This is a genomic window from Pseudomonas sp. Irchel s3f10 (assembly GCF_900187515.1).
In the GTDB taxonomy this organism is placed as follows: domain Bacteria; phylum Pseudomonadota; class Gammaproteobacteria; order Pseudomonadales; family Pseudomonadaceae; genus Aquipseudomonas; species Aquipseudomonas tensinigenes.
The window spans coordinates 534,656-560,281 of sequence record NZ_FYDZ01000002.1; the positions used below are offsets into that span (position 1 = coordinate 534,656).

Annotated in this window: 20 protein-coding genes; 15 read left to right on the top strand and 5 right to left on the bottom strand. The window is 59.2% G+C overall.

Going from position 1 to position 25,626, the window contains the following annotated elements:
• Nucleotides 1–57: 57 nt before the first annotated feature.
• Complete coding sequence (locus CKW17_RS07655) at nt 58–1,182, bottom strand: polysaccharide deacetylase family protein (protein WP_095119389.1); 1,125 nt, start codon at nt 1,180–1,182, stop codon at nt 58–60.
• A gap of 259 nt (nt 1,183–1,441) precedes the next feature.
• Here CKW17_RS07655 and yaaA point away from each other — a divergent pair, with 259 nt between their 5' ends.
• The 15 genes from yaaA to CKW17_RS07730 all read left to right on the top strand — a co-directional run bounded on the left by yaaA (nt 1,442) and on the right by CKW17_RS07730 (nt 21,251).
• A complete protein-coding gene (gene yaaA, locus CKW17_RS07660) occupies nt 1,442–2,221 on the top strand; it encodes a peroxide stress protein YaaA (RefSeq protein WP_064118402.1) in 780 nt (259 codons plus the stop codon).
• An 810-nt stretch (nt 2,222–3,031) separates the two neighbouring features.
• Entirely contained in the window at nt 3,032–4,348 is a 1,317-nt protein-coding gene (locus tag CKW17_RS07665; protein WP_095119390.1) for a nucleotide sugar dehydrogenase, read from the top strand.
• Between the two features lie 98 nt (nt 4,349–4,446).
• Nucleotides 4,447–5,928: a mannuronan synthase gene (alg8, locus tag CKW17_RS07670; protein WP_163004737.1), complete on the top strand. Its 1,482-nt coding sequence runs from the start codon at nt 4,447–4,449 to the stop codon at nt 5,926–5,928.
• Between the two features lie 35 nt (nt 5,929–5,963).
• Nucleotides 5,964–7,133 (top strand): alginate biosynthesis protein Alg44, encoded by a 1,170-nt coding sequence (locus tag CKW17_RS07675; protein WP_095119392.1) that lies wholly within the window; start codon nt 5,964–5,966, stop codon nt 7,131–7,133.
• Between the two features lie 9 nt (nt 7,134–7,142).
• Nucleotides 7,143–8,651, top strand: coding sequence for an alginate biosynthesis TPR repeat lipoprotein AlgK (algK, locus tag CKW17_RS07680; protein WP_371850951.1), 1,509 nt, complete (start codon nt 7,143–7,145; stop codon nt 8,649–8,651).
• Nucleotides 8,648–10,129, top strand: a complete 1,482-nt coding sequence (locus CKW17_RS07685) for an alginate export family protein (RefSeq protein WP_095119394.1) — start codon at nt 8,648–8,650, stop codon at nt 10,127–10,129. Before algK ends, CKW17_RS07685 begins: the two co-directional genes overlap by 4 nt.
• Before the next feature lie 26 nt (nt 10,130–10,155).
• Nucleotides 10,156–11,727 (top strand): mannuronan 5-epimerase AlgG, encoded by a 1,572-nt coding sequence (gene algG, locus CKW17_RS07690; RefSeq protein ID WP_095119602.1) that lies wholly within the window; start codon nt 10,156–10,158, stop codon nt 11,725–11,727.
• Between the two features lie 10 nt (nt 11,728–11,737).
• On the top strand, nt 11,738–13,198 hold the full coding sequence (locus CKW17_RS07695) for an alginate O-acetyltransferase (RefSeq protein ID WP_077571213.1): 1,461 nt from the start codon (nt 11,738–11,740) through the stop codon (nt 13,196–13,198).
• A gap of 8 nt (nt 13,199–13,206) precedes the next feature.
• On the top strand, nt 13,207–14,331 hold the full coding sequence (locus tag CKW17_RS07700) for a mannuronate-specific alginate lyase (RefSeq protein ID WP_095119395.1): 1,125 nt from the start codon (nt 13,207–13,209) through the stop codon (nt 14,329–14,331).
• 381 nt (nt 14,332–14,712) lie between these two features.
• Complete coding sequence (locus CKW17_RS07705) at nt 14,713–16,278, top strand: MBOAT family protein (protein WP_016985188.1); 1,566 nt, start codon at nt 14,713–14,715, stop codon at nt 16,276–16,278.
• Nucleotides 16,279–16,288: 10 nt separating this feature from the next.
• Nucleotides 16,289–17,464, top strand: coding sequence for an alginate O-acetyltransferase (locus tag CKW17_RS07710; protein WP_095119396.1), 1,176 nt, complete (start codon nt 16,289–16,291; stop codon nt 17,462–17,464).
• A gap of 14 nt (nt 17,465–17,478) precedes the next feature.
• Nucleotides 17,479–18,135 (top strand): alginate O-acetyltransferase AlgF, encoded by a 657-nt coding sequence (locus tag CKW17_RS07715; protein WP_038357614.1) that lies wholly within the window; start codon nt 17,479–17,481, stop codon nt 18,133–18,135.
• A 102-nt stretch (nt 18,136–18,237) separates the two neighbouring features.
• Entirely contained in the window at nt 18,238–19,689 is a 1,452-nt protein-coding gene (locus CKW17_RS07720; protein ID WP_007914094.1) for a mannose-1-phosphate guanylyltransferase/mannose-6-phosphate isomerase, read from the top strand.
• 236 nt (nt 19,690–19,925) lie between these two features.
• Complete coding sequence (locus CKW17_RS07725) at nt 19,926–20,390, top strand: multidrug transporter (RefSeq protein WP_077571208.1); 465 nt, start codon at nt 19,926–19,928, stop codon at nt 20,388–20,390.
• 36 nt (nt 20,391–20,426) lie between these two features.
• The gene (locus CKW17_RS07730; protein WP_095119397.1) at nt 20,427–21,251 is read left to right on the top strand and encodes an SDR family oxidoreductase; all 825 of its coding nucleotides are present in this window, start codon (nt 20,427–20,429) and stop codon (nt 21,249–21,251) included.
• 61 nt (nt 21,252–21,312) lie between these two features.
• On the opposite strand, the gene CKW17_RS07735 is transcribed toward CKW17_RS07730, so the two are convergent.
• The 4 genes from CKW17_RS07735 to CKW17_RS07750 all read right to left on the bottom strand — a co-directional run bounded on the left by CKW17_RS07735 (nt 21,313) and on the right by CKW17_RS07750 (nt 25,538).
• Complete coding sequence (locus CKW17_RS07735; protein ID WP_095119398.1) at nt 21,313–22,050, bottom strand: hypothetical protein; 738 nt, start codon at nt 22,048–22,050, stop codon at nt 21,313–21,315.
• Between the two features lie 237 nt (nt 22,051–22,287).
• Nucleotides 22,288–23,145 (bottom strand): HlyD family secretion protein, encoded by an 858-nt coding sequence (locus CKW17_RS07740; RefSeq protein WP_095119399.1) that lies wholly within the window; start codon nt 23,143–23,145, stop codon nt 22,288–22,290.
• Nucleotides 23,146–23,155: 10 nt separating this feature from the next.
• Nucleotides 23,156–23,356 (bottom strand): DUF1656 domain-containing protein, encoded by a 201-nt coding sequence (locus CKW17_RS07745; RefSeq protein ID WP_007914106.1) that lies wholly within the window; start codon nt 23,354–23,356, stop codon nt 23,156–23,158.
• Complete coding sequence (locus CKW17_RS07750; RefSeq protein ID WP_095119400.1) at nt 23,346–25,538, bottom strand: FUSC family protein; 2,193 nt, start codon at nt 25,536–25,538, stop codon at nt 23,346–23,348. Before CKW17_RS07750 ends, CKW17_RS07745 begins: the two co-directional genes overlap by 11 nt.
• Nucleotides 25,539–25,626 lie beyond the last annotated feature (88 nt).

The following is a 25,626-nucleotide window of genomic DNA, read 5'->3' on the forward strand; positions in this document are numbered from 1 at the left end:
ACCGAAATCCCGTAAAAAATCACCCCAAGCCCAATGTTTCCGGGCTTTTGCCGTTTCTCAGCGAAACGCGTCCTGACAATCTTCCCAACCGATGCCGCTCTGCGCGGTTTGCGTGATCAGCCACGGCAACGAGGTCCTCACCGCGTCCTGTTTCATGTTGAAATTGATCACCCCATGGCGCCACAACAGCATCAGGGTCAGTACCCGCTGCGCGCTCGCTGAGCCCTTGAGTTTGCCGGCGCCGTCCTGGGCGTCGATGTCCCACAGCGCCACTTGCAAGCCCTGGGTGTTGAAGAAACCTTGCGCATCGCTGCGGCGTTGCCCTTCTGGCGGACGGAACAGCGGTACGTAGTTTTCCGGCAATTTGTTCTTCACCAGATCGGCGCTGCGCCGCACCGAGTCCTGCCAGTCCTGCCAGTGGCTGTGGGAACGGAACTCCCAACCCTGCACGCCGACGCACTGTTTCGAAAAGCCCGCCTGCAGACTGCTGACTGAACGATCGGCCAGCCGCGCCTGGATATCCTTGCCCAACACAAAGAACGTGCCGCTCAGGTTTGCCTTGCGCAGGTACTCGGTGAGCCACTCGGTGTTGTCCGGTTGCACGTTGGCGGCGCTGTCGAACGTCAGCAGAAACAACCGGTCGTGCATCTCGTCGCCATTACGCTCGTAGTCACCGAAACGATCGAATTCGTTGCTGGTCTGCGGCGACAACGCAGCCTTGCGCATCAACTCATCCAGATACTGCAAATGGAAGATCCGGCTCGGTTCGGCCCACTTGGTGTAATAGCTGTCGTCACTGACCACGAACTTGGCGGCTTGCTCACGCAGGGTCGGCAGGTCTTCGACGAGGAAACAGAACGAGGCGTCCTGATCGCAGCTTTGCTGGGCGTAGTTGTAGTTGGCCAACAAGCGCTGCCAGAGACGCTGGCGCAGGCTGTTGATCGCGTCGATGTTGATCGTGCGCAGGCCCAGACGCTGAGCCAAAGCGGCTTCGTCCATCGATTCGGTACCGAGCAGACCACGGGCGAACATGAGGATTTCTGCCCGTGAAGCCACATCAAACAGCGTCGGATTGCTGAGCTGCTCCGGCCAGGTGCTGCGATCCAGCGTCGCCACATCACCCGGCGCCGCGACAGCACCAAAGCTCAACAGCCACGCGGTGAATAAAAGAACAATGCGCAAAAGGGATGTCTCCATAACAAAACCCGCGCGGCACTATATCGCGGGTGGATCAAAAGAAAGATCAAAAGATCGCAGCCTTCGGCAGCTCCTACCTGTGCCTCCATTGAATCATTGCGATTTCATGTCGAGCACAATCTGTAGGAGCTGCCGAAGGCTGCGATCTTGTTCCATGACACCGCCGATCACCTATCACGCTCATAGCTGGAGTCAACTCGGACAACCCCCTAGAATCGCCCCCACGATTAAAGGAGACGACTTCATGCTGATGGTGATTTCCCCCGCCAAGACCCTCGATTACGAAACACCGCCGGCGACCCAGCGCTTCACTCAGCCGCAGTACCTCGACCATTCCCAGGAACTGATCCAGCAACTGCGCGACCTGACGCCGGCGCAGATCAGCGAACTGATGCACGTGTCAGACAAGATCGGCGGGCTCAACGCCGCGCGTTTCGGCAGCTGGACACCCGCGTTCACCCCGGAGAACGCCAAGCAGGCGCTGCTCGCGTTCAAGGGCGACGTCTATACCGGTCTCGACGCGCAATCCTTCAGCGAAGCCAACTTCGACTACGCGCAAAAACACTTGCGTATGCTCTCCGGCCTCTACGGCCTGCTGCGCCCGCTCGACCTGATGCAGCCGTACCGTCTGGAAATGGGCACCAAACTGGCCAACGCCCGTGGCAAAGATCTGTACGCCTTCTGGGGCACGCGCATCAGCGAGTGGTTGAACGAAGCACTGGCCGATCAGGGCGATGACGTGCTGCTCAACCTCGCTTCCAACGAGTACTTCTCGGCAGTCAAACGCACGGCGTTGAACGCGCGGATCATCAACACCGAGTTCAAGGACCAGAAGAACGGCCAGTACAAGATCATCAGCTTCTACGCGAAGAAAGCGCGGGGCCTGATGAGCCGTTTCGTGATTCAGGAAAAGATCAACGATCCGGCCCTGCTCAAGCAGTTCGATGTGCAGGGTTATCGCTACAGCGCCGAACAGTCGAAACCCGACAATCTGGTGTTTTTACGCGACCACGCCCCCGAATAAAGCATGCCTATTGCACGACTCTTTCCATAAAGAGTCGTGCAGCCTGCACGCTGTCAAAAATCCCTCGCCTTATTTCGCCACTTTACTGGCGCCAAAAAATCCTCCCTGTCTTTTCTAAGATTAGTTTCACTCGACACTGATCATTTTTTTCAGTAGTGGCACCTAAATTTTTTCACCGTAGTGGCACAAAACTATCTAACGTGATTTTTCGCCTGTTATTAAAGGTCGAAAACGAAAGTGCTATCAAATTGAGACTAGTGCCATCTCTGACAATATTTCAAGAAATTTCAGTTTTCGCGATGAGCGGGCAGGAACTTCGTCCGAATGCATAGCTCATACCACCGGTAACGATTCTCGCCGAGTTTGTACGAGATAACTTACGCAGAGCAGATAGCCATGTAACCAAGTTGTCACAGCAACTTGCCTAGATGACTAACTAGTCTCAAAACAGACGATGGACAGGAGATACGCACCATTTATATCCCCTACAAAGGCCATGGCCGCGCCCTTATAAACGTGCTCGCCTGAGCACCCAACCGCTTGATTCACGGGACTTTAATCCTGACATCGAGCGCGCAAGACGATTGCACAAGAGTCTTCTCCAAAGAAGATCGGCTGCATAACAGGGCAAGTCATAACAACAAGGCCTGGTTGCGCACATCTTGAGTGCACTTATTTAGACACTCGGAACTTAGTATGCCTGCACACGGCATTGTGGCGCCTGTATTCCGCACTTTCGAGTGCACTAATGAACGCTGAACACCATTAACTCCGGCCTTCTAAGGCCTGATATATACAGAGGTAATTGCGATGCGCATCAGCATATTTGGTTTGGGTTACGTTGGCGCAGTATGTGCCGGTTGCCTGTCTGCACGGGGCCATGACGTAGTTGGCGTCGATGTTGCCAAAGACAAGATCGACATGATCAACGCCGGCAAGTCGCCAATTGTTGAACCGGGCCTGGGCGAACTTCTGCAACAGGGTATCCAGACCGGTCGTCTGCGTGGCACGACCAACTTCGCCGAAGCGATTCGTGACACCGACCTGTCGATGATCTGCGTTGGCACGCCGAGCAAAAAGAACGGCGACCTCGAACTGAACTACATCGAAGCGGTATGCCGCGAGATCGGTTTTGTTCTGCGTGAAAAAACCACTCGCCACACCATCGTCGTGCGCAGCACCGTGCTGCCGGGCACTGTTGCCAACGTGGTGATCCCGATTCTCGAAGACTGCTCGGGCAAGAAGGCCGGTGTCGACTTCGGCGTTGCGGTCAACCCTGAGTTCCTGCGTGAATCCACCGCCATTGCCGATTACGACCTGCCACCGATGACCGTCATCGGCGAGTTCGACAAGGCCTCGGGCGACGTTCTGCAATCGCTGTACGAAGAACTCGACGCACCGATCATCCGCAAGGACATCGCCGTTGCCGAGATGATCAAGTACACCTGCAACGTCTGGCACGCGACCAAAGTGACCTTCGCCAACGAGATCGGCAACATCGCCAAAGCCGTCGGCGTCGATGGCCGTGAAGTGATGGACGTGGTCTGCCAGGACAAGACCCTCAACCTGTCCCAGTACTACATGCGCCCAGGCTTCGCCTTCGGCGGCTCGTGCCTGCCGAAAGACGTGCGTGCCCTGACCTACCGCGCCGGTTCGCTGGACGTCGAAGCGCCGCTGCTCAACTCGCTGATGCGCAGCAACGAATCGCAAGTGCAGAACGCCTTCGACATCGTTGAAAGCCACGACAAACGCAAAGTCGCCCTGCTCGGTCTGAGCTTCAAGGCCGGCACCGACGACCTGCGCGAAAGCCCGCTGGTAGAGCTGGCCGAGATGCTGATCGGCAAGGGTTACGACCTGAGCATCTACGACAGCAACGTCGAGTACGCCCGTGTTCACGGCGCGAACAAGGACTACATCGAGTCGAAGATCCCGCACGTTTCGTCCCTGCTCAACGCGGACTTCGATTCGGTGATCGACAACTCCGACGTGATCATCCTCGGCAACCGCGACGAGAAGTTCCGCCCGTTGGCGCAGCAAGCGCCGCACGGCAAACAGGTCATCGACCTGGTGGGCTTCATGGCCAAAGCCACCGACGCCGGTACTCGCACCGAAGGTATCTGCTGGTAAAGCAGCCCTAAGCGACAAGCCTCGAGCTGCAAGCCAAAGCGTTCCGCTTGCAGCTCGAAGCTTGCGGCTTGAAGCCTTCTCACCTTCGGATGACGTTGATGACCAAGCTCAAACATTTTTTTCTGCAATCAGCCGGCTGGCTTTTTTATCTCAGTCTGCTGATGGGCCTGGCCTTGATGCTGCCCACGTCCACATTCGACTCCGAGTCGAAGGACTTCATTTTCCTGATTGGCGCCGTGGGTATCTGGCGCTACTCGATGGGTGCAACGCACTTTGTGCGCGGCATGATTTTTCTCTACATCGTTTACCCGCATCTGCGCCGCAAAGTGCGCAAGCTGGGTAAAGCGGCGGACCCGTCGCATGTGTTCCTGATGGTCACCAGTTTCCGGATCGACGCGCTCACCACCGCGCAGGTCTACAGCTCGGTGATCCGCGAAGCCATCGACTGCGAGCTGCCGACCACCGTGGTTTGCTCGATCGTCGAAATGTCCGATGAGCTGCTGGTCAAGGCACTGTGGGCGCGGATGAATCCGCCAGACCGCGTGAAACTCGACTTCGTACGCATTCCCGGCACCGGCAAACGTGATGGCCTGGCCTATGGTTTCCGCGCGATCTCCCGTCACCTGCCGGACGACCGCGCCGTGGTCGCCGTGATCGACGGCGACACCGTGCTCGGCGAAGGCACCGTGCGCAAGACCGTGCCGTGGTTCCAGCTGTTCGGCAACGTCGGCGGCCTGACCACCAACGAATTCTGCGAAGTGCGCGGCGGCTACATCATGAGCGAATGGCACAAGCTGCGTTTCGCCCAGCGCCACATCAACATGTGCTCGATGGCCCTGTCCAAACGCGTGCTGACCATGACCGGTCGTATGTCGGTGTTCCGCGCCACTGTGGTGACCAACCCGGAATTCATCGCCGACGTTGAAAGCGACTCGCTGCAACACTGGCGTCTGGGCCGTTTCAAGTTTTTGACCGGCGACGACAAGTCGAGCTGGTTCAGCCTGATGCGCCTCGGTTACGACACCTTTTACGTGCCTGACGCGGCGATCAACACTGTTGAACACCCGCCGGAAAAAAGCTTTATCAAAGCCAGCCGCAAACTGATGTTCCGTTGGTACGGCAACAATCTGCGGCAGAACTCGCGAGCGCTGGGCCTGGGTGTGAAACGTCTCGGCGCCTTCACCTCGGTGGTGCTGTTCGATCAGCGTGTATCGATGTGGACGTCCTTGCTCGGCCTGACCGTGGCGATCATCGCCAGCTTCAAATACGGCACCGCGTTCATCCTCGTTTACCTGCTGTGGATCGGCATCACCCGCCTGATCCTGACCCTGCTGTTGTCGTGCTCCGGTCACCGCATCGGCCCGGCTTACCCGGCAATTCTTTATTACAACCAGATCGTCGGCGCGCTGGTGAAGATCTACGTGTTCTTCCGCCTCGACCAACAATCCTGGACTCGCCAACCCACATCCCTGACCCGTGATCTCGCCAGCTTTCAACGTTGGTTCAACACCTGGTCGTCTCGGACCATGACCTTCTCCGCCGGCAGCATTTTCGTCGCCGTGCTGCTGATGATGGTCTGACCCGCCCCTATTGAATTAACAAGGAAATCGCCCCTATGAATACCGCCGTCAACGCCAACGTAGTGCATGAATCCGAAGCCCAGCGCCAACACGCCCGTGTGAAAATCCCGGCCAAACTGCGCTTCTTCGGTCCCGACCGGACCCCGGTAGAAGCGCGGGTGCTTGACCTGTCCGCCGGTGGTCTGGCGTTCAACGCCGGGCAGATGCCGCTGACCATCGGCGAGGTGTACAAGGCGCGTCTGCAATTTGTCATCGACAACCTTGGCCTGGCGATGGACGTTGAACTGCAAGTGCGTTCCTACGACCGCCCGACCGGTCGCGTCGGTTGCCAGTTCCAGAACCTTGAGCAGCAGGACATTTCCACCCTGCGCCACCTGATCACTTCGCACCTGGCTGGCGACATCGTCAGCATCGGCGAAGTGCTGGCAACCCTGCAGCGCGACAACTTCACCAAGGCACGCAAGGTCAAGGACGGCGGCTCCGGCATGACCCCGTTCGGCCGACTGAAAGCAGTGACCTTCAGCGCCGGTATCTTCGCGGTCGGTCTGGTCGCGGCGGGTTTCATTTTCAAATCGGTGTATGGCATGTACTTCGTCAGTCACGCGCAGGCCGGTCTGGTCAGCGTGCCGGGGATGAACATCACCATGCCGCGCGACGGCACCGTGCAGAGCCTGGTCAAGTCCGACGGCGTTGCGGCGAAAGGCGCGCCACTGGCGACCTTCAGCACCAGCATGCTCGACGTGCTCAAGGGCCATCTGGAAGAAGATCAACTGTCGCCGGCCAAGGTTGAAGAACTGTTCGGCAAGCAAATGACCGGCACCCTGACTTCGCCGTGCGATTGCACCGTGGCCCAGCAACTGGTGGCGGACGGTCAGTACGCAAGCAAAGGCGATGTGATCTTCCAACTGGTGCCGCGCAACACCCAGGCCACCGTCGATGCACGCTTCTCCTATCGCCAGTTCGGCGACGTGCGTCCGGGTACTCCGGTGAGCTTCCAGATCGCCGGCGAAGACAAGACCCGCACCGGCAAGATCGTCAGCAGCACCAGCCTGAAAAGCGCCGACCTGTCCTCCGATATCCGCGTACAGATCCAGCCTGACGAGCCGCTCGACAGCAGCCTCGCCGGCCGCCCGGTGGAAGTGAACAGTGACCGTGGCCCGAACCTGAACTGGCTGATCGACAAAGCCATGGCTGCCGGTCTTTAAGTCGAGGACATGCCTGTGACTACTCCACCCATCCTGAAAACACCGCGATCCCTGTGGGAGCTGGCCTGCCAGCGATTGGATCAGCGCGGTGTGTCTGATGTACCGCATCGCCTGCATCGCGAGCAGGCTCACTCCTACATGGGGACGGTGTGTGCCTTGGCATTGGCGGTGAGTCTGGCCGGTTGTGCCGGCCTGCCCGATCAGCGCCTCGCCAACGAAGCGCTCAAGCGTGGCGACACCGCCACCGCCGCGCAGAATTATCAGCAACTGGCCGATCTGGGTTACAGCGAAGCGCAAGTCGGCCTCGCCGATATCCAGGTCGACAGCCGCGACCCTGCGCAAATGAAACAGGCCGAAGCGACTTACCGCGCCGCCGCCAGTGTTTCGCCGCGTGCTCAGGCGCGTCTTGGTCGCCTGCTGGTGGCCAAACCGGGTTCTACCGAAGCCGAACACCACGAAGCCGAAAGCCTGCTGAAAAAAGCCGCCGCCAATGGCGAAGGCAATACGTTGATCCCGCTGGCGATGCTGTACCTGCAATACCCGCACAGTTTCCCGAACATCAACGCGCAGCAGCAGATCGATCAGTGGCGCAAATCCGGCTACCCGGAAGCGGGTCTGGCGCAGGTGCTGCTGTATCGCACTCAGGGCACTTACGACCAGCACCTGGATGACGTGGAAAAGATCTGCAAAGCCGCGCTCAACACCACCGACATCTGCTACGTCGAACTGGCCACGGTCTATCAGAAACGTGCCCAGCCAGAACAGCAAGCCGAGTTGATCAAGCAGATGCAGGCCGGTTACAGCCGTGGCACTGTCACCGCACAGCGAGTCGATTCCGTCGCCCGTGTCCTGGCCGATTCGACCCTGGGCAAGCCCGACGAAAAAACCGCGCAGTCGCTGCTCGAGCCGATCGCTCCGGGCTACCCGGCGTCGTGGGTGACCCTCGCGCAATTGCTCTACGACTACCCGGAACTGGGCGACGTCGATCAGATGATGAAGTACCTCGACAACGGCCGCGCCGCCGACCAGCCGCGCGCCGAACTGTTGCTGGGCAAGCTCTACTACGAAGGCAAAATGGTCCCGGCCGACGCCAAAGTCGCCGAAGAACATTTCCAGAAAGCCGTTGGCCGCGAAGTCGCCGCCGACTACTACCTCGGCCAGATTTATCGCCGTGGCTACCTCGGCAAGGTCTATCCGCAGAAAGCCCTCGACCACTTGCTGACCGCTGCGCGCAACGGCCAGAACAGCGCCGACTTCGCCATCGCCCAACTGTTCTCCCAAGGCAAGGGCACCAAACCCGACCCGGTCAACGCCTACGTGTTCAGCCAACTGGCCAAGGCGCAAAACACTCCGCAAGCCGATGAGCTGGCGACCACCCTCGCCGCGCAACTGCCGCCCGAGCGTCTCGCCGAAGCGCAACGTCTGCTGCAACAAGAGCAAGCCAGCCGTGGCGCTCTGAACCCGAACACGCTGCAACTGCACGCCCTGCAAGAAGAAGACGGCGAGGAAAAACTATGAAGCTCAATCCATTCGTGAAGGCCGGCATTGGCCTTTCGTTCGCGCTGATCTGGTCTTGCCCGACACTGGCCGCGATGACTGAAACCAAGAACTTCGGCCTGGAAGTGAAAGTCACCGGCCAGTCCGAAGACGACCGTGACCTCGGCACCGCCAGCGGCGGCGACGTCAACGGCGTCGGCCTCGACCTGCGTCCGTGGATCTACGGCGAAAGCGGCGCGTGGAGCGCCTACGCCATGGGCCAGGCCGTGACCTCGACCGACATCATCGAAACCGACACCCTGCAACAATCCGACGGTGAACAAGCCACCGACAACAGTGATCGTAAAACCAAGAAAAACTACTTGGCGATGCGCGAGTTCTGGGTCGGCTACAGCGGCCTCACCCCGTACCCGGGCGAGATGCTCAAGTTCGGTCGCCAGCGCCTGCGCAATGACGACGGCCAGTGGCGCGACACCAACATCGAAGCGCTGAACTGGACCTTCGACACCACTCTGTTGCGCGCCAACGCCGGTGTCGCCGAACGCTTCAGCGAATACCGCACCGACCTCAAAGAGCTGGCGCCGAAAGACAAGGATCGCCTGCACGCCTACGCCGATGCGGCCTATCAGTGGACGCCGGGCAACTGGGTCGGCATTCGCGGTCATCACACCCACGATGACGGCAAACTCGATTACGCCGAACCGGGCGTCCCGCGCGACTCGCTGGACAAGACCGAGAACGGCGACATCAGCTGGATCGGCCTGACCGCTGACAGCGACGCCTACAACTGGCGCAACACCAACACCGTCAACTACTGGGGCAGCATCACCGGCATGAGCGGCGACCGCGACACGGTCAACGCGCTGAACGCCGATGGTTCGCGCCCGGCACAAGCCAAGCGCAGCGATGACGTCAACGGCTGGGCCACCGACATCGGTGTGCGTCTGCGCCTCGATCCGCAATGGCAAGTCGGCGGTGCCTATGCCCGCGCCAGCGCCGATTACGAGCAGACCGGTCTGGAGAGCAACCGCTCCAACTACACCGGTACCCGCTCGCGTGTTCACCGTTTCGGCGAAGCGTTCCGTGGCGAAATGAACAACATGCAGACCGCGACCCTGTTCGGTTCGTGGATGGTCAACGACGAGTACGACGCCAGCCTGATCTACCACAAGTTCTGGCGTGTCGACGGCAACAAGCCAGTCGGCAGCAACGGTATCAACGCCGTGGAAAACAACACCGACGACGCCACCGGCGCGATCCTTTCCAGCACCTCGCTGCCGCTTGAAGACGGCAACAAGGACCTCGGTCAGGAGATGGACCTGGTCGTCACCAAGTACTTCAAGCAAGGCCTGTTGCCGGCGGCGCTGAGCCAGTCGATCGACGAGCCTTCGGCCCTCGTGCGCTTCCGTGGCGGTGTGTTCAAACCGGGCGATGCCTACGGCAAGCAGGTTGATTCGTACATGCACCGCGCGTTCATCGACGTGATCTGGCGCTTCTGATGCAAACCGCCAAGGGAGTGCCCGACATGATCAGCACCAGGACAGGCTCACTCAGCCTGCTGGCCGGCGCGATGCTGCTGGCCAGCGCCAGCGCCTTCGCGACTGTGGAGCCGGTTAAGCCGGTGACCACCGCGAAAGAGCTGCAACAAGCCAAGACCTACACCGTCAGCAGCGCGCCGACCGAAGCGCTGAATCTGGCGGCGCCGAAACTGCCGGACATTTCCGGCTACACAGCCGAAGCCGCCGCCGCGAAGGTCAACCGCAGCAAAGCAGGCAAGATCAGCGTGCGCCGGATGATGCAGGAAGACGCGCTGAAGGACTTCATCGGCGGCGACAACAAGATGGCCGAATGGGTGGTGCGTCAGCACGGCATCCCGCAGGCGATCTTCGTCGACGACGGTTACATGAACCTCAAGGATCTGGCGCAGAAACTGCCCAAGCAGTATTTCAGCGAGACTTCGCCGGGCGTGTACCTGTCGAAGCTGCCGATCGTCGTGGGCCGTAAAGGCATCCTCGAAATCGATGGCCAGACCCAGGAACTGCGCCTGTCGCAAGAGGCCGGTGCGTTCATGGTCAACGACGGCCAACTGTTCGTGCGCGACACCAAAGTCACCGGCTGGCGCGAAAAGGAAAACGGCCCGGCAACCTTCCGTTCGCCGAAGGAATTCCGTCCGTTCCTGCTCGCCTGGGGTGGCACCGAGACCTACATCGTCAACAGCAAAATGGCCAGTTTCGGCTATGCCAACAGTAAGTCGTACGGGGTGAGTATTTCCCAGTACACGCCGAACATGGCCAAGGTCCTCAAGCGTCCTGAACCGACCGGCTGGATCGTCGGCTCCGAGTTCTCCGACATGTGGTACGGCTTCTACTGCTACGAGACCCGCGACTTCGTGGTCAAGGGCAACACCTACAAAGACAACATCGTCTACGGCATCGACCCACACGACCGTTCCCACGGCCTGATCATTGCCGAGAACACCGTTTACGGTACGAAGAAGAAGCACGGGATCATTATTTCCCGTGAAGTGAACGACAGCTTCATCTTCAACAACAAAAGCTACGACAACAAACTCTCGGGCCTGGTGATCGACCGTAACAGCGTCAACAACATCATTGCCTACAACGAGATCTACAAGAACCACACCGACGGCATCACGCTCTACGAGTCCGCCGACAACCTGCTGTGGGGCAACAAGGTCATCAGCAACAAGCGCCACGGCATCCGCATTCGTAACAGCGTGAACATTCGCCTCTACGAAAACGTCGCCATGGCCAACGGTTTGACCGGCGTCTACGGCCACATCAAAGACCTCACCGACACCGACCGTGACATCAAGCTCGACCCGTTCGATGCGCAGGTGTCGCTGATCGTCGTCGGCGGTGAGCTGGCGGCCAATGGCAGCGGCCCGCTGTCGATCGATTCACCGTTGAGTGTCGAGCTGTATCGCGTGTCGATGCTGGCGCCGACCAAATCCAGCGGCATCAGCTTCAACGGCATCCTCGGCGAGCGCCAGGATGAAATTCTCGACCTGCTGGTGCGCCAGCAGAAAGCCGTGCTGATCGACCCTGTCGAACGCCAGACCGAAATGCGGGACTGAGGATAATTTTATGCACCCACACTTGATCAGATTACTCAGCCTGTCGGCCCTGACCGTGGGCATTCTCGCGGCCAGCAACGGCGCCCGCGCCGATGAAGGCGCCGCTGCCACGCCGCCAAAATTCAGCGCCGAACCGTGCTGCAACCTGTGCCCGGCCGCCCATGACGCGAAGAACTACACCACGCGTTATCAGCAGAACTTCACCACCCTGGTGCAGGCACAAGGCGACTGGTTGTTCCGGACTCAGGAAGATCTGCGTACCGAGTTCAACACCACCCCGGCCGGCTACAAACGTCTGCAACAACTGCACGATGCGTTCAAAGCCAAAGGCGTCGAGCTGGTGATCGTTTACCAGCCAACCCGTGGCCTGGTGAACCGCAACAAGCTCAACCCGCAGGAAAAAGCCGCGTTCGATTACGAGAAAGCGCTGGGCAACTACAAGACCATGCTCGGCCGTTTCGCCAAGATGGGTTATGTGGTGCCGGACCTGTCGCCGCTGACCAACGAATCGCTGCCGGACACCCTGCCCGCCCACGATTTCTACTTCCGCGGCGACCAGCACTGGACGCCATACGGTGCACAGCGCACGGCAAAAATCGTCGCCGAAAAGGTCAAGCAGATCCCGGCCTTCGCCGACGTGCCCAAGCGTGAATTCGAAACCAAGCGCTCCGGGCGCATGGGCAAGACCGGTACCCTGCACAACATGGCCGGGCAACTGTGCGGTACCAGTTACGCGATCCAGTACATGGATCAGTTCACCACCGAGCCGAAAGGCGAGGCCGGTGACGGCGATCTGTTCGGTGATTCCGGCAATCCGCAAATCACCCTCGTCGGTACTTCGCACAGCGGCAAGAACTACAACTTCGCCGGTTTCCTCGAAGAGGCCATCGGCGCCGACATTCTCAACGTCGCCTTCCCTGGCGGCGGTCTGGAAGGTTCGATGTTGCAGTACCTGGGCAGCGACGAATTCCAGAAGACCCCGCCGAAAATTCTCATCTGGGAATTCTCACCGCTGTATCGCCTCGACCAGGAGACCATCTATCGCCAAATGATGTCCCTTCTCGACAACGGCTGCGAAGGCAAAGACGCGCAAATGTCCGCGAGCACCACGCTCAAGCCGGGCAGCAAACAAGAACTGCTGGTCAACAGCAAGAACCTGAACCTGCAGAACAGCAGCCATCAGGTCGACATCCGCTTCGCCGACCCTTCGGTGAAAACCCTGCAAGCCACCCTCTGGTACATGAACGGTCGCCACGAGGACATCAAGATCGAGAAACCGGAAACCTCCGACACCGACGGTCGTTTCGCCTTTGAGTTGCGCACGGACGAAGACTGGGCCTCGCAAAACCTGCTGGCGGTCGAAGTCCAGGGCCCGGAAGCGGGCACCGCGCCACAGAAAGTCGAAGCGAAAATCTGCAAACGCAACGTATTCCCGGGCGCTGGGCAACAAACCGCTCAGGTCGGGCAATGAGGTCTGCTATGCGAAACTCGAAACTGAAAACTCTTTTAGCGCCGACGCTGCTCGGGCTGGCGATCTTCGCCGGCACCGCGCAGGCCGCCGCGCCACTGCGTCCACCTCAGGGCTATTTCGCGCCTGTGGATAAATTCAAGACCGGTGACAAAAGCGAAGGCTGCGACGCGATGCCGACGCCGTACACCGGGCCGCTGCAATTTCGCAGCAAATACGAAGGTTCGGACAAGGCCCGCGCGACGCTGAACGTGCAGTCGGAAAAAGCCTTTCGCGACACCACCAAAGACATCACCACGCTGGAACGCGGCACCGCCAAACGGGTGATGCAGTTCATGCGCGACGGTCGTCCGGAACAGCTCGAATGCACGCTGAACTGGCTGACCGCGTGGGCCAAGGCCGATGCGTTGATGTCGAAAGACTTCAACCACACCGGCAAATCGATGCGCAAATGGGCGCTGGGCAGCATGGCCTCTTCGTACATTCGCCTGAAGTTCTCCGACTCGCATCCGCTGGCGCAGCATCAGCAGGAAGCGCAGTTGATCGAGGCGTGGTTCAGCAAAATGGCCGATCAGGTGGTCAGCGACTGGGACAACCTGCCGCTGGAAAAAACCAACAACCACTCGTACTGGGCCGCTTGGTCGGTGATGGCGACGTCGGTCGCGACCAACCGCCGCGACCTGTTTGACTGGGCGGTGAAGGAATACAAGGTTGGCGTCAATCAAGTCGATGCCGACGGCTTCCTGCCGAACGAACTCAAGCGCCAGCAACGCGCTCTCGCCTATCACAACTACGCCCTGCCGCCGCTGGCGATGATCGCCAGTTTTGCCCAGGTCAACGGGGTTGATTTGCGTCAGGAAAACAACGGTGCGCTGAAGCGTCTGGGTGATCGGGTGTTGGCGGGGGTGAAAGACCCGGATGAGTTCGAGAAGAAGAACGGCAAAGAGCAGGACATGACCGACTTGAAAGAGGACATGAAATTCGCCTGGCTCGAACCGTTCTGCACGCTCTACACCTGTGCGCCTGATGTGATCGAGAAGAAGCACGGCATGCAGCCGTTCAAGACCTTCCGCCTGGGTGGGGATCTGACCAAGGTCTACGACCCGTCCCATGAAAAGGGCAACAAAGGCTCATAAAGCAAAAAGCCCCTCACCCTAACCCTCTCCCAAAGGGAGAGGGGACTGACCGAGGTGGCTGTACGAGTTACGCCGAAATGAAATACCGAGTTGATCTCAGGCTTTTAAAAAACCGAGATCAGGCTGCACAGAAATACCGGGTCGATCTCAGGCTTTGAAAAACATCTGAGATCAGGCTGCGAGGAAATACCGGGCCGATCTCCTTTTCTGAAAACCATGGAGATCAGGCTCCCTCTCCCTCCGGGAGAGGGCGGGGGGTGAGGGGAAGATTTCAAGGCCCTGCACAACCCTGACAGAAACACCGTTTCACCCCTCCACTACCACGGGGGGTTTGGGGGGGCTTTGGCCCTTGACTGTTGGTTCAAACATGGAGAGATCGGGATGGTATTTTCATCCAACGTGTTCCTGTTTCTGTTCTTGCCGATCTTTCTCGGCTTGTACTACTTGAGCGGGCAACGCTATCGCAACCTGCTGCTGCTGATCGCCAGCTACGTGTTCTATGCCTGGTGGCGCGTGGACTTCCTCGCGCTGTTCGCCGCCGTCACGCTGTGGAACTACTGGATCGGCCTCAAAGTCGGTGCCGCCGGCGTGCGGACCAAACCGGCGCAGCGCTGGCTGTTGCTCGGCGTGGCGGTCGACCTGTGCATCCTCGGCTACTTCAAGTACGCCAACTTCGGCGTCGACAGCATCAACGCGATGATGACGTCGGTCGGTCTTGAGCCGTTCATCCTCACCCACGTGCTGCTGCCGATCGGTATCTCGTTCTACATCTTCGAGTCGATCAGCTACATCATCGACGTGTATCGCGGCGACACCCCGGCCACGCGCAACCTGATCGACTTTGCTGCATTCGTGGCGATCTTCCCGCACTTGATTGCCGGCCCGGTGTTGCGTTTCCGCGACCTCGCCGACCAGTTCAACAACCGTACGCATACCCTCGACAAGTTCTCCGAGGGCTGCACGCGGTTCATGCAGGGTTTCATCAAGAAGGTCTTTATCGCCGACACCCTCGCGGTGGTCGCTGACCATTGCTTCGCCCTGCAAAACCCGACTACCGGTGATGCCTGGCTCGGCGCGCTGGCCTACACCGCGCAGCTGTATTTCGACTTCTCCGGTTACAGCGACATGGCCATCGGTCTGGGCTTGATGATGGGTTTCCGTTTCATGGAAAACTTCAAACAGCCGTACATCAGCCAGTCGATCACCGAGTTCTGGCGCCGCTGGCACATCAGCCTGTCGACCTGGCTGCGCGACTATCTGTACATCACCCTCGGCGGTAACCGTAAAGGCACGCTGATGACCTATCGCAACCTGTTCCTCACCATGCTCCTCGGTGGTCTGTGGCACGGCGCGAACATCACTTACATCGTCTGGGGCGCCTGGCACGGCATGTGGCTGGCAATTGAAAAAGCGCTGGGCCTGAACACTTCGCCGCGCAGCCTCAACCCGATCCGCTGGGCACTGACCTTCCTGCTCGTGGTCATGGGCTGGGTGATCTTCCGCGCGGAGAACCTGCACGTTGCCGGGCGCATGTACGGCGCAATGTTCAGCTTCGGCGACTGGTCGCTGTCGGAACTCAATCAGGCCAGCCTCACCGGTCTGCAAGTGGCAACTCTGGTCGTGGCGTACGTGACGCTGGCCTTCTTCGGCCTGCGCGATCTGTACACCAATCAGCCGCCGGCCAAGAGCAAACCTGAAGTCAACGTCGAGGCTAACGGCCCTGCCACCGCGACCCCGGGAATGATCAAAGCCGCTCCAGGCGAAAACCCGGCAAGCATCCATGAGCCCGGCTACACCGTCGGCGTCGAAGCCCAGGTGCAACCGGCCTACTGGAGCGCGGACTGGTCGCGCTACGTGATGCGCGGTCTGATCCTGCTGCTGTTCATCGCCTCGATTCTCAAACTCTCGGCGCAAAGCTTCTCGCCGTTCCTTTACTTCCAGTTCTGAGGGATCTGACATGACCCGCTCATTACGCATCTTCTACATCGCCCTGTTCCTGGTGACCCTGTTGGTCCTCGGTCTGTGGTCGGTTCGCAGCTTCTTCGGCTTCAGCACCAACGCCGATGCGACGGTGCTCAACGGCCGCTGGACCAAGGCTGTGGAAACTCATTACGACGAAGAATTCCCGATCAAGCGTCTGGGCACCAATCTCTGGGCCGCACTGGATTTCAAACTGTTCAACGAAGGTCGTCCGGGCGTGGTGCTCGGTCGCGATCAGTGGTTGTACAGCGATGAGGAATTCAACCCGATCGTCAACGAAGAGCTGAACCTGCAAGGCAACTACGCGCTGGTCGAAGGCGTGCGCCAGACCCTCAAAGAGAAAGGCGTGAAACTGGTGATGGCGATCGTGCCGGCCAAGGTTCGTTTGTACCCGGAACATCTGGGTGAAGTGAAACCGGCGAGCATTCACGAAAACCTTTATGAGGATTTCCACGCCCGTGTTGCGGCCGACAAGATCCTCGCCCCTGACCTGCTCAAGCCATTGCAACAGGCCAAGCAAAACGGTCAGCAAGTGTTCCTGCGCACCGACACCCACTGGACGCCGGAAGGTGCCGAAATTGCCGCGAACACCCTGGCGAAAACCATCGCCGACAAGTTCCCGCTTAGCGGCGAGCCGCAGCGCTTCGTTACCACACCAGCAGAGAAGGTCACGCACAAGGGCGACCTGCGTCTGTTCCTGCCGCTCGATCCGCTGTTTGAAAACCTGATGCCGGCGCAAGAGCCGCTGCAAAAGCGCAACACCGTCGCGGCCGGCGATCAGCCTGCCGGTGACGACGCGCTGTTCGCCAGCAATGAAGTGCCGGTGGCACTGGTCGGCACCAGCTACAGCGCCAACCCTAACTGGAACTTCGTCGGGGCACTGAAACAAGCGCTGCACAGCGACGTGGTGAGCTACGCCGAAGACGGCCACGGCCCGATCCTGCCGATGCTCAGCTACCTGAAAAGCGATGACTTCAAGAACAGCCCGCCGCAGGTGCTGATCTGGGAGTTTCCTGAACGTTATCTGCCTGTGAACAACGAAATCGGCGACGCCGACCCGCAGTGGGTCGCAGAGCTTAAACAAGCCGGCGCGCGCCAACAAAACGTAGCAATCAACACTAAATCCGAGACGCCCGATCGGGCGCAAAACTGAAAGAGAGGTACACCATGACTTTCACTACTACTCCTCGTCGTCTCGCTAAAAGCTTCGCACTGGTTGCTGGCCTCAGCGTGCTTTCCGTGCCTGCCTTTGCCGGTGGCGACGCCGCACTGTACGGCCCGACCGCACCGAAAGGCTCGACCTTCGTGCGTATCTACAACGCCAGCAATGCAGAAGTCAGCGCCACCGTTGGCAGCACCAACCTGAGCGACGTTGCGCCACTGGCCAGCAGCGACTTCAGCTTCATGCCGGGCGGTGATTACAGCGCCAAGGTCGGCAGCCAGACCCTGCCGGTGAAACTCGCCGGTGACCACTACTACACCCTGGTCAACAACGCTTCCGGCGCGCCGCAACTGATCGAAGAGCCGCCGTTCAAGAACAAGCAGAAATCCCTGGTGCGCGTGCAGAACCTCAGCGACAAGCCGCTGACCCTGAAGACCGCCGACGGCAAGACCGACGTGGTGCCGAACGTCGCCGCCAAGGGCCGTGGCGAGCGTGAAATCAACCCGGTGAAAGTCAGCCTGGCGCTGTACGAAGGTGACAAGAAAGTCGGCGACGTGAAACCGGTCGCCCTTGAGCGCGGTGAAGCTGCGGTGCTGTACGTCACCGGCAGCGGCAGCAGCCTGTCGCCAGTCTGGGTGAAACGCCCGGTATCGACTCGCTAATCGCTCGAGCTATCAGCTACAAGCCTCAAGCTGCAAGTGAAGTGCTTCTAACTCGCCACTTGCAGCTTGCAGCTCTCAACTGCATTTTATGGAGTAAACAATATGATTCCGGTGATCTTGTCAGGTGGTAGCGGTTCGCGTCTCTGGCCGCTTTCGCGTAAGCAGTTCCCTAAACAGTTCCTCGCCCTGACCGGCGAACACACTCTGTTCCAGCAGACCCTCGAGCGTCTGGTGTTCGAAGGCATGGACACCCCGATCGTGGTCTGCAACAAGGATCACCGCTTCATCGTCAACGAGCAGTTGGCCAACCGTAAGCTGGAATGCCAGCGCATCCTCATGGAACCGTTCGGCCGCAACACCGCGCCGGCCGTGGCGCTGACCGCGATGATGCTGGTCAATGAAGGTCGTGACGAGTTGATGCTGGTGCTGCCGGCCGACCACGTACTGGAAGACCAGAAAGCCCTGCAACGCGCCCTCGCCCTGGCCACCGTCGCTGCCGAAAATGGCGAAATGGTCCTGTTCGGCGTGCCGGCAACCAAACCGGAAACCGGTTATGGCTACATCAAATCCACCGGCGATTCGCTGCTGCCCGAAGGCGTCAGCCGCGTTTCGCACTTCGTCGAAAAACCTGACGTCAAACGTGCCACCGAATACGTCGAATCCGGCGGTTACTACTGGAACAGCGGCATGTTCCTGTTCCGCGCCAGCCGCTTCCTCGAAGAACTGAAAAAACACGATCCGGACATCTACGACACCTGCCTGCTGACCCTCGAACGCAGCCAGCAGGACGCCGACACCATCACCTTCGACGAAGCCACCTTCGCCTGCTGCCCGGACAACTCCATCGACTACTCCGTCATGGAAAAAACCCAGCGCGCCTGCGTCGTGCCGCTGACCGCTGGCTGGAGCGATGTCGGTTGCTGGTCGTCGCTGTGGGAAGTCAACGAGAAAGACGCCAACGGCAACGTCACCAAAGGCGACGTGGTGATTCAGGACAGCAAGAACTGCATGATCCACGGCAACGGCAAACTGGTGTCGGTGATCGGCCTGGAAAACATCGTCGTGGTCGAGACCAAAGACGCCATGATGATTGCGCACAAAGACAAGGTTCAGGGCGTCAAGCAGATGGTCAACACGCTCAACGAGCAGGGTCGCAGCGAAACCCAGAACCACTGCGAGGTCTATCGTCCGTGGGGCTCGTATGACTCGGTGGACATGGGCGGGCGTTTCCAGGTCAAGCACATCTCGGTGAAACCGGGCGCGTGCCTTTCGCTGCAGATGCACCACCACCGCGCCGAACACTGGATCGTGGTCAGTGGCACTGCCGAAGTGACCTGCGATGAAAACGTGTTCCTGCTCTGCGAAAACCAGTCGACCTACATCCCGATCGCTTCGGTGCACCGCCTGCGCAACCCGGGCAAGATCCCGCTGGAAATCATCGAAGTTCAGTCGGGTTCGTACTTGGGTGAAGACGATATCGAGCGCTTCGAAGATATCTACGGTCGCTCCACCCCGATCGAACGCGGCGTGTCGGTGAAAACCATCGCGCAATAACTGATCGATAAAACAAGAAGCCCTCGTCCAGCCCGCTGCGTCCCCTATCCGCAGCGGGTTGGGCGGGGGCTTTTTTTTAGAATCAGAAGATCGCAGCCTGCGGCAGCTCCTACAGGACAAACGCGTTCCAACTGTAGGAGCTGCCGCAGGCTGCGATCTTTTGACTTTGCCCTGCCCATCGCCAACCTCACCTACGCTTAGGTAGGATGACCCTCTCTCTCGTCGAGGTTGTGCGCATGTTCATCGGCATTCTGCTGGTCATCACCTGGTTGATCCTGCTGTTGCGCTACCCGGCCAAGGCCTTGCCGGTCTCGGTGGCGGCGGCGATTGGTCTGGGTTTTGTCGCCATGTGGGTGGTGTGGCTGGACAACCGCGAGATCAAGCAATTGGCGCGCCTTGAGATGCGTATCGCTTACGCCCCGGAGCAATGCCCGGCTGATCGTCCGCTGCAACTGAAAATGAAAAACGCCAACGACGTGCCCCTGACCGAACTGCGCTGGCGCATAGCCGCCTATGCACCGGGCGACACGGTCAATCTGGCCGACAACCAATACACCGCGCCACGCTATCGCGGCCCCGGCGAACTGCAAGCCGGCGGCGAATGGGAAGACTGTCTGCCGATGCCGCCGCTGCGCCCCGGTTATCGCCCGCAAACCCTGGAGTTTCGCGCCGAGCGCTTGCAGGGTAGTTTCTCCGACTGATCCCCTTCCCCACTCTATTTGCACAAGGAATGCGCCATGCCCGTTGCGTTGATTACCGGTTGTTCCAGCGGCATCGGCCGTGCCCTCGCCGATGCGTTCAAAGCCGCCGGTTTCGAAGTCTGGGCCAGTGCGCGCAAGGCTGAAGACGTGGCGCTGCTGGCGTCGGCCGGGTTCACCGCCGTGCAACTCGACGTCAATGACAATGTGGCGCTGGAGCAGCTTGGCGAGCGGATCAACCAGCAACACGGCGGCCTCGATGTTCTCATCAACAATGCAGGGTATGGCGCCATGGGGCCGCTGCTCGATGGCGGTGTGGCGGCGATGCAACGGCAGTTCGAAACCAATGTGTTTTCGATCGTCGGCGTTACGCGCGCACTGTTTCCTGTATTGCGCCGGGCCAAGGGACTGGTGGTGAATATCGGCAGTGTGTCCGGGGTTTTGGTCACGCCGTTCGCTGGTGCCTATTGCGCATCGAAGGCGGCAGTGCATGCGTTGAGCGATGCCTTGCGTATGGAACTGGCACCGTTCGGTATTCGCGTGATGGAAGTGCAGCCGGGGGCGATTCAATCGAGTTTTGCCAAAAATGCCGGGCATGAAGCCGAGCAATTGATCAATGAACAATCGCCATGGTTTCCGCTGCGTGAGGGCATTCGCGCGCGGGCCAAGGCGTCGCAGGACAAGCCGACGCCGGCCAGGGAGTTTGCTGCTGAACTGTTGAAGGCTGTGCAGCAGAACAAACCGCCGCGGTTGATCCGCATTGGTAACGGCAGCCGCGCATTGCCGTTGCTGGCGGCGTTGTTGCCCAAGGGCTTGCTGGAGTCGACGTTAATGAAGCGCTTCGGGCTGCGCGGGAAGCTCTGATCCAGAGATTTGAGCTCGCCATCAGCGAGCTCAAACCATCACAACCTGGTTGCCCTTAGCTTCAGCGCGGGAAGGCCATCAGATTAGGCAAGGATTCAAACGCTGGAGATTGTCCCGATGCGGCTGGGTATAAGAGCTGGATCGAAATGGCGACTTCCTGGCCCGGGGTCAGCAAATACCTGTCTCCCGGTGGTGTAGCCAGTTCGACAATGCCTTCTTTTGCATCATGAACGACGTCAAGCCACGGATTGGTGTGAATTTTCGTTCCCACCGGCAACCCTGCACTTGAAAACTTCCATTGGGCAAACGATTGATTATTTGCTTTAACCATAACGTCGTAACTGTATATCCAGCCGCCGGTCACAGTGTCCTGCCATTTTGCAGCTAATACCTGTCGGGACGAAATGGCCTGTTCTCCATCCGACTGAACGAGTACGGAAAAGTACCCAGCCTCATATCGGGGCTGATAATAAACAATACCTAACATCTCGCGCACTTCTGAAGGATTCATGTTTGCAGGTGTTGTAAACGTCAGCGTGCGCCGTGGATTCCACCCTTCAAGTTGATCTTCGGTAATGGTCAAAGTGGCGGAGTTTGACGCTTCGGAATAGCTCATCTGCGCACCGCTGGCGGGCATCGAAGCGTGCACAAATGCCGCGCCGTTGTAGGCCCGAAACTGCATACGCGAGCCCACGGGGGGTGGCGTACCATCGGTCAACATTGTAAAGCCCAATGTCACCGGTTCCCCGCTGACTATATGACTGACAAAATCATCCATACTGATATCAATCAGCTCCATAACTTAAAACTTCCTTTTAAAAAGCAATAGCTGCCAATGCCTGATTGCAATCGGCAATATTAAAATTAACGAGATAGCGCCTTTTCCAGACGACGGAAAAACACTAACACGGGAATAAAGTCAGGAACCAAAAAACAACGGATACTTACAATTCAAAAAAACATCAAACAAGCCACTAACAAGCACAACTAAAAGCACAAATCGCGAAAGTACTTACCTCTCGCGACATGCTTGCTATTAGTTCAAACCATCAACAACTACCGTGCAAGTAATCCCCGCCGCCAGCAGCACGCCTTCCGGCACTTCATCAATGTGAATCCGCACCGGCACTCGCTGCGCCAGCCGCACCCAGTTGAACGTCGGGTTCACATCGGCGATCAACTCGCGACTTTCCGGGTTATCGCGGTCATAGATACCGCGGGAAATGCTTTCCACATGGCCCTTCAAGACTTCGCCGCTCATCAACTGCATGTCGGCTTTGTCACCGACTTTCACGTGAGGCAGTTTGGTCTCCTCGAAGAAGCCGTAAACCCAGAACGAATTCATGTCGACCACGGCCATTTTCGCCTCGCCGATGCGCGCGTAATCACCGCGATGCACGTTGAGGTTGGTCACGTAGCCGTCGACGGCCGCACGCACTTCGGTGCGTTTGAGATTGAGTTCAGCGGCTTCCAGTTGCGCTTGCGCGTGTTGATAATCGGCGAGCGCGGCGTCGGCGATGTTGCTGGCGTCGTCGCGGTTTTCCTTGGAGATCACCAGGTTGTCCAGATCGGCGCGGCGATGGGCGTTGACCTTGCGCATCTCCCAGGTCGACTTGCGCGAGGCAACCAGCGACTGCGCCTGTTTCACTGCGATGCGGTAGTGCTCGGGGTCGATCTGCATGAGCAAATCGCCTTTCTTGACCAGTTGGTTGTCACGCACCGGCACGTCGATCACTTCACCGGTAACATCGGCGGCAACGTTGATAATGTCGGCGCGCACGCGGCCATCGCGGGTCCACGGCGTATTCATGTAGTGCTCCCACAACGTGCGGCCGATCCACAACGCCAGGGCCAGCACCAGCAGGGTCGCGAGCAGGCTGAAAAACTTTTTCATCAAGATAGTCTCAACGGTAGACAGTCAGCGCCATGGCGCCGAACAGACAGGTAAACAGACTCAGACGCAGCAGCGCCGGGTGCCAGAAAAAGCGGTACAGGTCGAACCCGGACAAGAACCGGTCCACCGCCCAGGCCAGCGCCGCAGCGATGAAAAACATCAAAGTCATGGTCGGCATGTACACGCCGTGGAAGGCGATTTCACGAGGCATGGGCAAGTCCTTCGGGCTTGGCGATGGCGTAGGCAGCGAGCGGTGATTGCGGGTCGAGCAGCGAGGTACGGATGAAGTGCAGATAGCTCTTCACCCGGCGCAACGCCGAGGTGTCGAAGTGTGGGGCGAACGGTTCGTCAGTGGCCGCTACGCGACTGATCGCATGGTCGACCGCGACCAGTGCGCGTTCGAGATTGCTGGAGTTCGGTTGCAGAAACAGTCGCACCAGCGCGCGGCCCATCACGCGGATTGCCTGCCGCCACGGCTGCGATTCGGCATAGGCCGGGTGCACCGGCAGGATCGCCTGCTCTTTGCGCAACTCGATGATCGCGTGGCCGACTTCCAGGACCACGAACATCCAGCGCAGCAGGTTCTTCTGCACCTTCGGCTGGCCGGCCGCGAGACCGTAGGCCTGGTGCAGCAGATCGCGGGTACGGCTCTCGAAACTCGACGCCAGGCCTTTGAGTTTACCGCTGATCGCGTAGACCACTTGGCCGCGCAGATCCTGCTCCAGACGCTTCCATAACCAGCGACTGTTCGGCGGCAAAATAATCGCCCCGGCAGCGGCACAGACCAGCATGCCCATGACCATGGCAATGTAGTCGTTGATGAAGGTGTAAGGGTTGTAAATGGTCAGGTTGTCCGGCACCGAACCGGTACTGAAGAAGATCAACAAACCGAGGCCGACACCGGCGAATTGCGGACGTGATGTGAGGAACGAGCCGAGGACGATCACCGGTGCGAGCATCACGCACAGCAGCGGGAAACCGTCGATCCACGGGAAGATGAAAAACATCTCGACGAAGCCGATCAGGGCACCGAGAAAAGTGCCGCAAGCCATTTGGAATGCCATGCGCTTCGGGTTCGGCGTAGCGGCCGAAAGGCCCACGGTGGCGGCCGCAATCAGGGTCATCGTCGCGCCGCTTGGCCATGCAGTGGCGACCCAGTAACTGCCCAGCACGATGAGAATGAACGAAGCGCGAATGCCCGACGCAGCGGCTGCCCACCAATTGGTCTGCGGGGTGAACGGCTCGTCCCAGCGCTCGCGTTCGTGGCGGTGATCGGCCAAGGATGCGTGGGTCTGTGCATAACTGTGCAAATCATCGACGAAGCGATAGAGCAGTTCGTAAGCGGTGTGGAAATCCAGTTGCTCGGCGTCGCTCGGCTCGGTTTCCTGGAAGATAGCGCGCAGGCTGCGCACACGAGCCGACAGGCCTTCCTTGTAGCTCGCGAGCGCTGTCGCCAAGCGCGCTGCATCGGGGCTAGTCAGGGCGCGGCCACTGAAGCCGTCGAGCACTTCGGCGAGATCCTGCAGACCCGGTCTGATCGCCGCGACCACATGTTCTTCGCCATTGCCGCGCAAGCGTTCGAGTAATTGATGCAGGGCGTTGAACCGGGTGGTGATGCCCATGAACTCGCTGTTCAAACGGCTCAGTCGACCGTTGCGCCGACGCATGTGCGGGTCTTCGAAAACAGTCACGCTGCGCAAGCCTTCGAGGCCCACGGCTTCAGCGATGAAGCGCACGTTGCTCGCTTCGAAAGACTCTGCTTTGCTGCGCCCGCGCAGGCCATCGGTGACGAATAATGCGAACACGCCGAAACGCTGATACAAGGCATTGCGCATGGCGGCGCTGGCGGTTTGCGGCAAGATTGCGGCGCTGATCAGAGTCGAGCAGAGAATCCCCAGCGAGATCTCCAGCACCCGCCACACCGCCGCCATAAATGCGCCGTCCGGGTGCGCCAGTGCCGGCAGCCCGACCATCGCCGCGGTGTAGCCTGCCAGCACAAAACCGTAAGCGCGAAAGTTACGGCAACGCGCGGCACCGGCCGAGCAGATGCCGACCCAGATCGCCAGCGAGCCGAGGAACAGCTCAGTGTTCTGCGCAAATAACGCAATCAGCGTGACCATCATCGCCGACCCGGCCAACGTGCCGAGGAAGCGATAAAAACTTTTGGCAAACACCTGGCCGCTCTGCGGCTGCATGACGATGAACACGGTGATCATCGCCGTGCGTGGTTGCGGCAATTCCAGGCGCATGGCCAGCCACAGCGTGAGGAATGCGGCGATCAGCACCTTGAAGATGTAGACCCAGGTCACGCCATCGCTGCGCGCCCAGTCGAAAAAACCACGGCGCCATTCCAGGGAGTAGAGCCAGCGCAAAGGTGCGGGCAAGGGAGTCATTCAATGTACTCAAGAATATTCAGGTAAAACGCGGTCCCTGTAGGAGTGAGCCTGCTCGCGATGGCGATTTCACATTCAACATTTCTGT

Coding starts and splice junctions, on each gene's coding strand:
- yaaA (WP_064118402.1), top strand. CDS start 1,442: ATGCTGATGGTGATTTCCCCCGCCAAGACCCTCGATTACGAAACACCG.
- CKW17_RS07665 (WP_095119390.1), top strand. CDS start 3,032: ATGCGCATCAGCATATTTGGTTTGGGTTACGTTGGCGCAGTATGTGCC.
- alg8 (WP_163004737.1), top strand. CDS start 4,447: ATGACCAAGCTCAAACATTTTTTTCTGCAATCAGCCGGCTGGCTTTTT.
- CKW17_RS07675 (WP_095119392.1), top strand. CDS start 5,964: ATGAATACCGCCGTCAACGCCAACGTAGTGCATGAATCCGAAGCCCAG.
- algK (WP_371850951.1), top strand. CDS start 7,143: ATGCCTGTGACTACTCCACCCATCCTGAAAACACCGCGATCCCTGTGG.
- CKW17_RS07685 (WP_095119394.1), top strand. CDS start 8,648: ATGAAGCTCAATCCATTCGTGAAGGCCGGCATTGGCCTTTCGTTCGCG.
- algG (WP_095119602.1), top strand. CDS start 10,156: ATGATCAGCACCAGGACAGGCTCACTCAGCCTGCTGGCCGGCGCGATG.
- CKW17_RS07695 (WP_077571213.1), top strand. CDS start 11,738: ATGCACCCACACTTGATCAGATTACTCAGCCTGTCGGCCCTGACCGTG.
- CKW17_RS07700 (WP_095119395.1), top strand. CDS start 13,207: ATGCGAAACTCGAAACTGAAAACTCTTTTAGCGCCGACGCTGCTCGGG.
- CKW17_RS07705 (WP_016985188.1), top strand. CDS start 14,713: ATGGTATTTTCATCCAACGTGTTCCTGTTTCTGTTCTTGCCGATCTTT.
- CKW17_RS07710 (WP_095119396.1), top strand. CDS start 16,289: ATGACCCGCTCATTACGCATCTTCTACATCGCCCTGTTCCTGGTGACC.
- CKW17_RS07715 (WP_038357614.1), top strand. CDS start 17,479: ATGACTTTCACTACTACTCCTCGTCGTCTCGCTAAAAGCTTCGCACTG.
- CKW17_RS07720 (WP_007914094.1), top strand. CDS start 18,238: ATGATTCCGGTGATCTTGTCAGGTGGTAGCGGTTCGCGTCTCTGGCCG.
- CKW17_RS07725 (WP_077571208.1), top strand. CDS start 19,926: ATGTTCATCGGCATTCTGCTGGTCATCACCTGGTTGATCCTGCTGTTG.
- CKW17_RS07730 (WP_095119397.1), top strand. CDS start 20,427: ATGCCCGTTGCGTTGATTACCGGTTGTTCCAGCGGCATCGGCCGTGCC.
- CKW17_RS07735 (WP_095119398.1), bottom strand. CDS start 22,050: ATGGAGCTGATTGATATCAGTATGGATGATTTTGTCAGTCATATAGTC.
- CKW17_RS07740 (WP_095119399.1), bottom strand. CDS start 23,145: ATGAAAAAGTTTTTCAGCCTGCTCGCGACCCTGCTGGTGCTGGCCCTG.
- CKW17_RS07745 (WP_007914106.1), bottom strand. CDS start 23,356: ATGCCTCGTGAAATCGCCTTCCACGGCGTGTACATGCCGACCATGACT.
- CKW17_RS07750 (WP_095119400.1), bottom strand. CDS start 25,538: ATGACTCCCTTGCCCGCACCTTTGCGCTGGCTCTACTCCCTGGAATGG.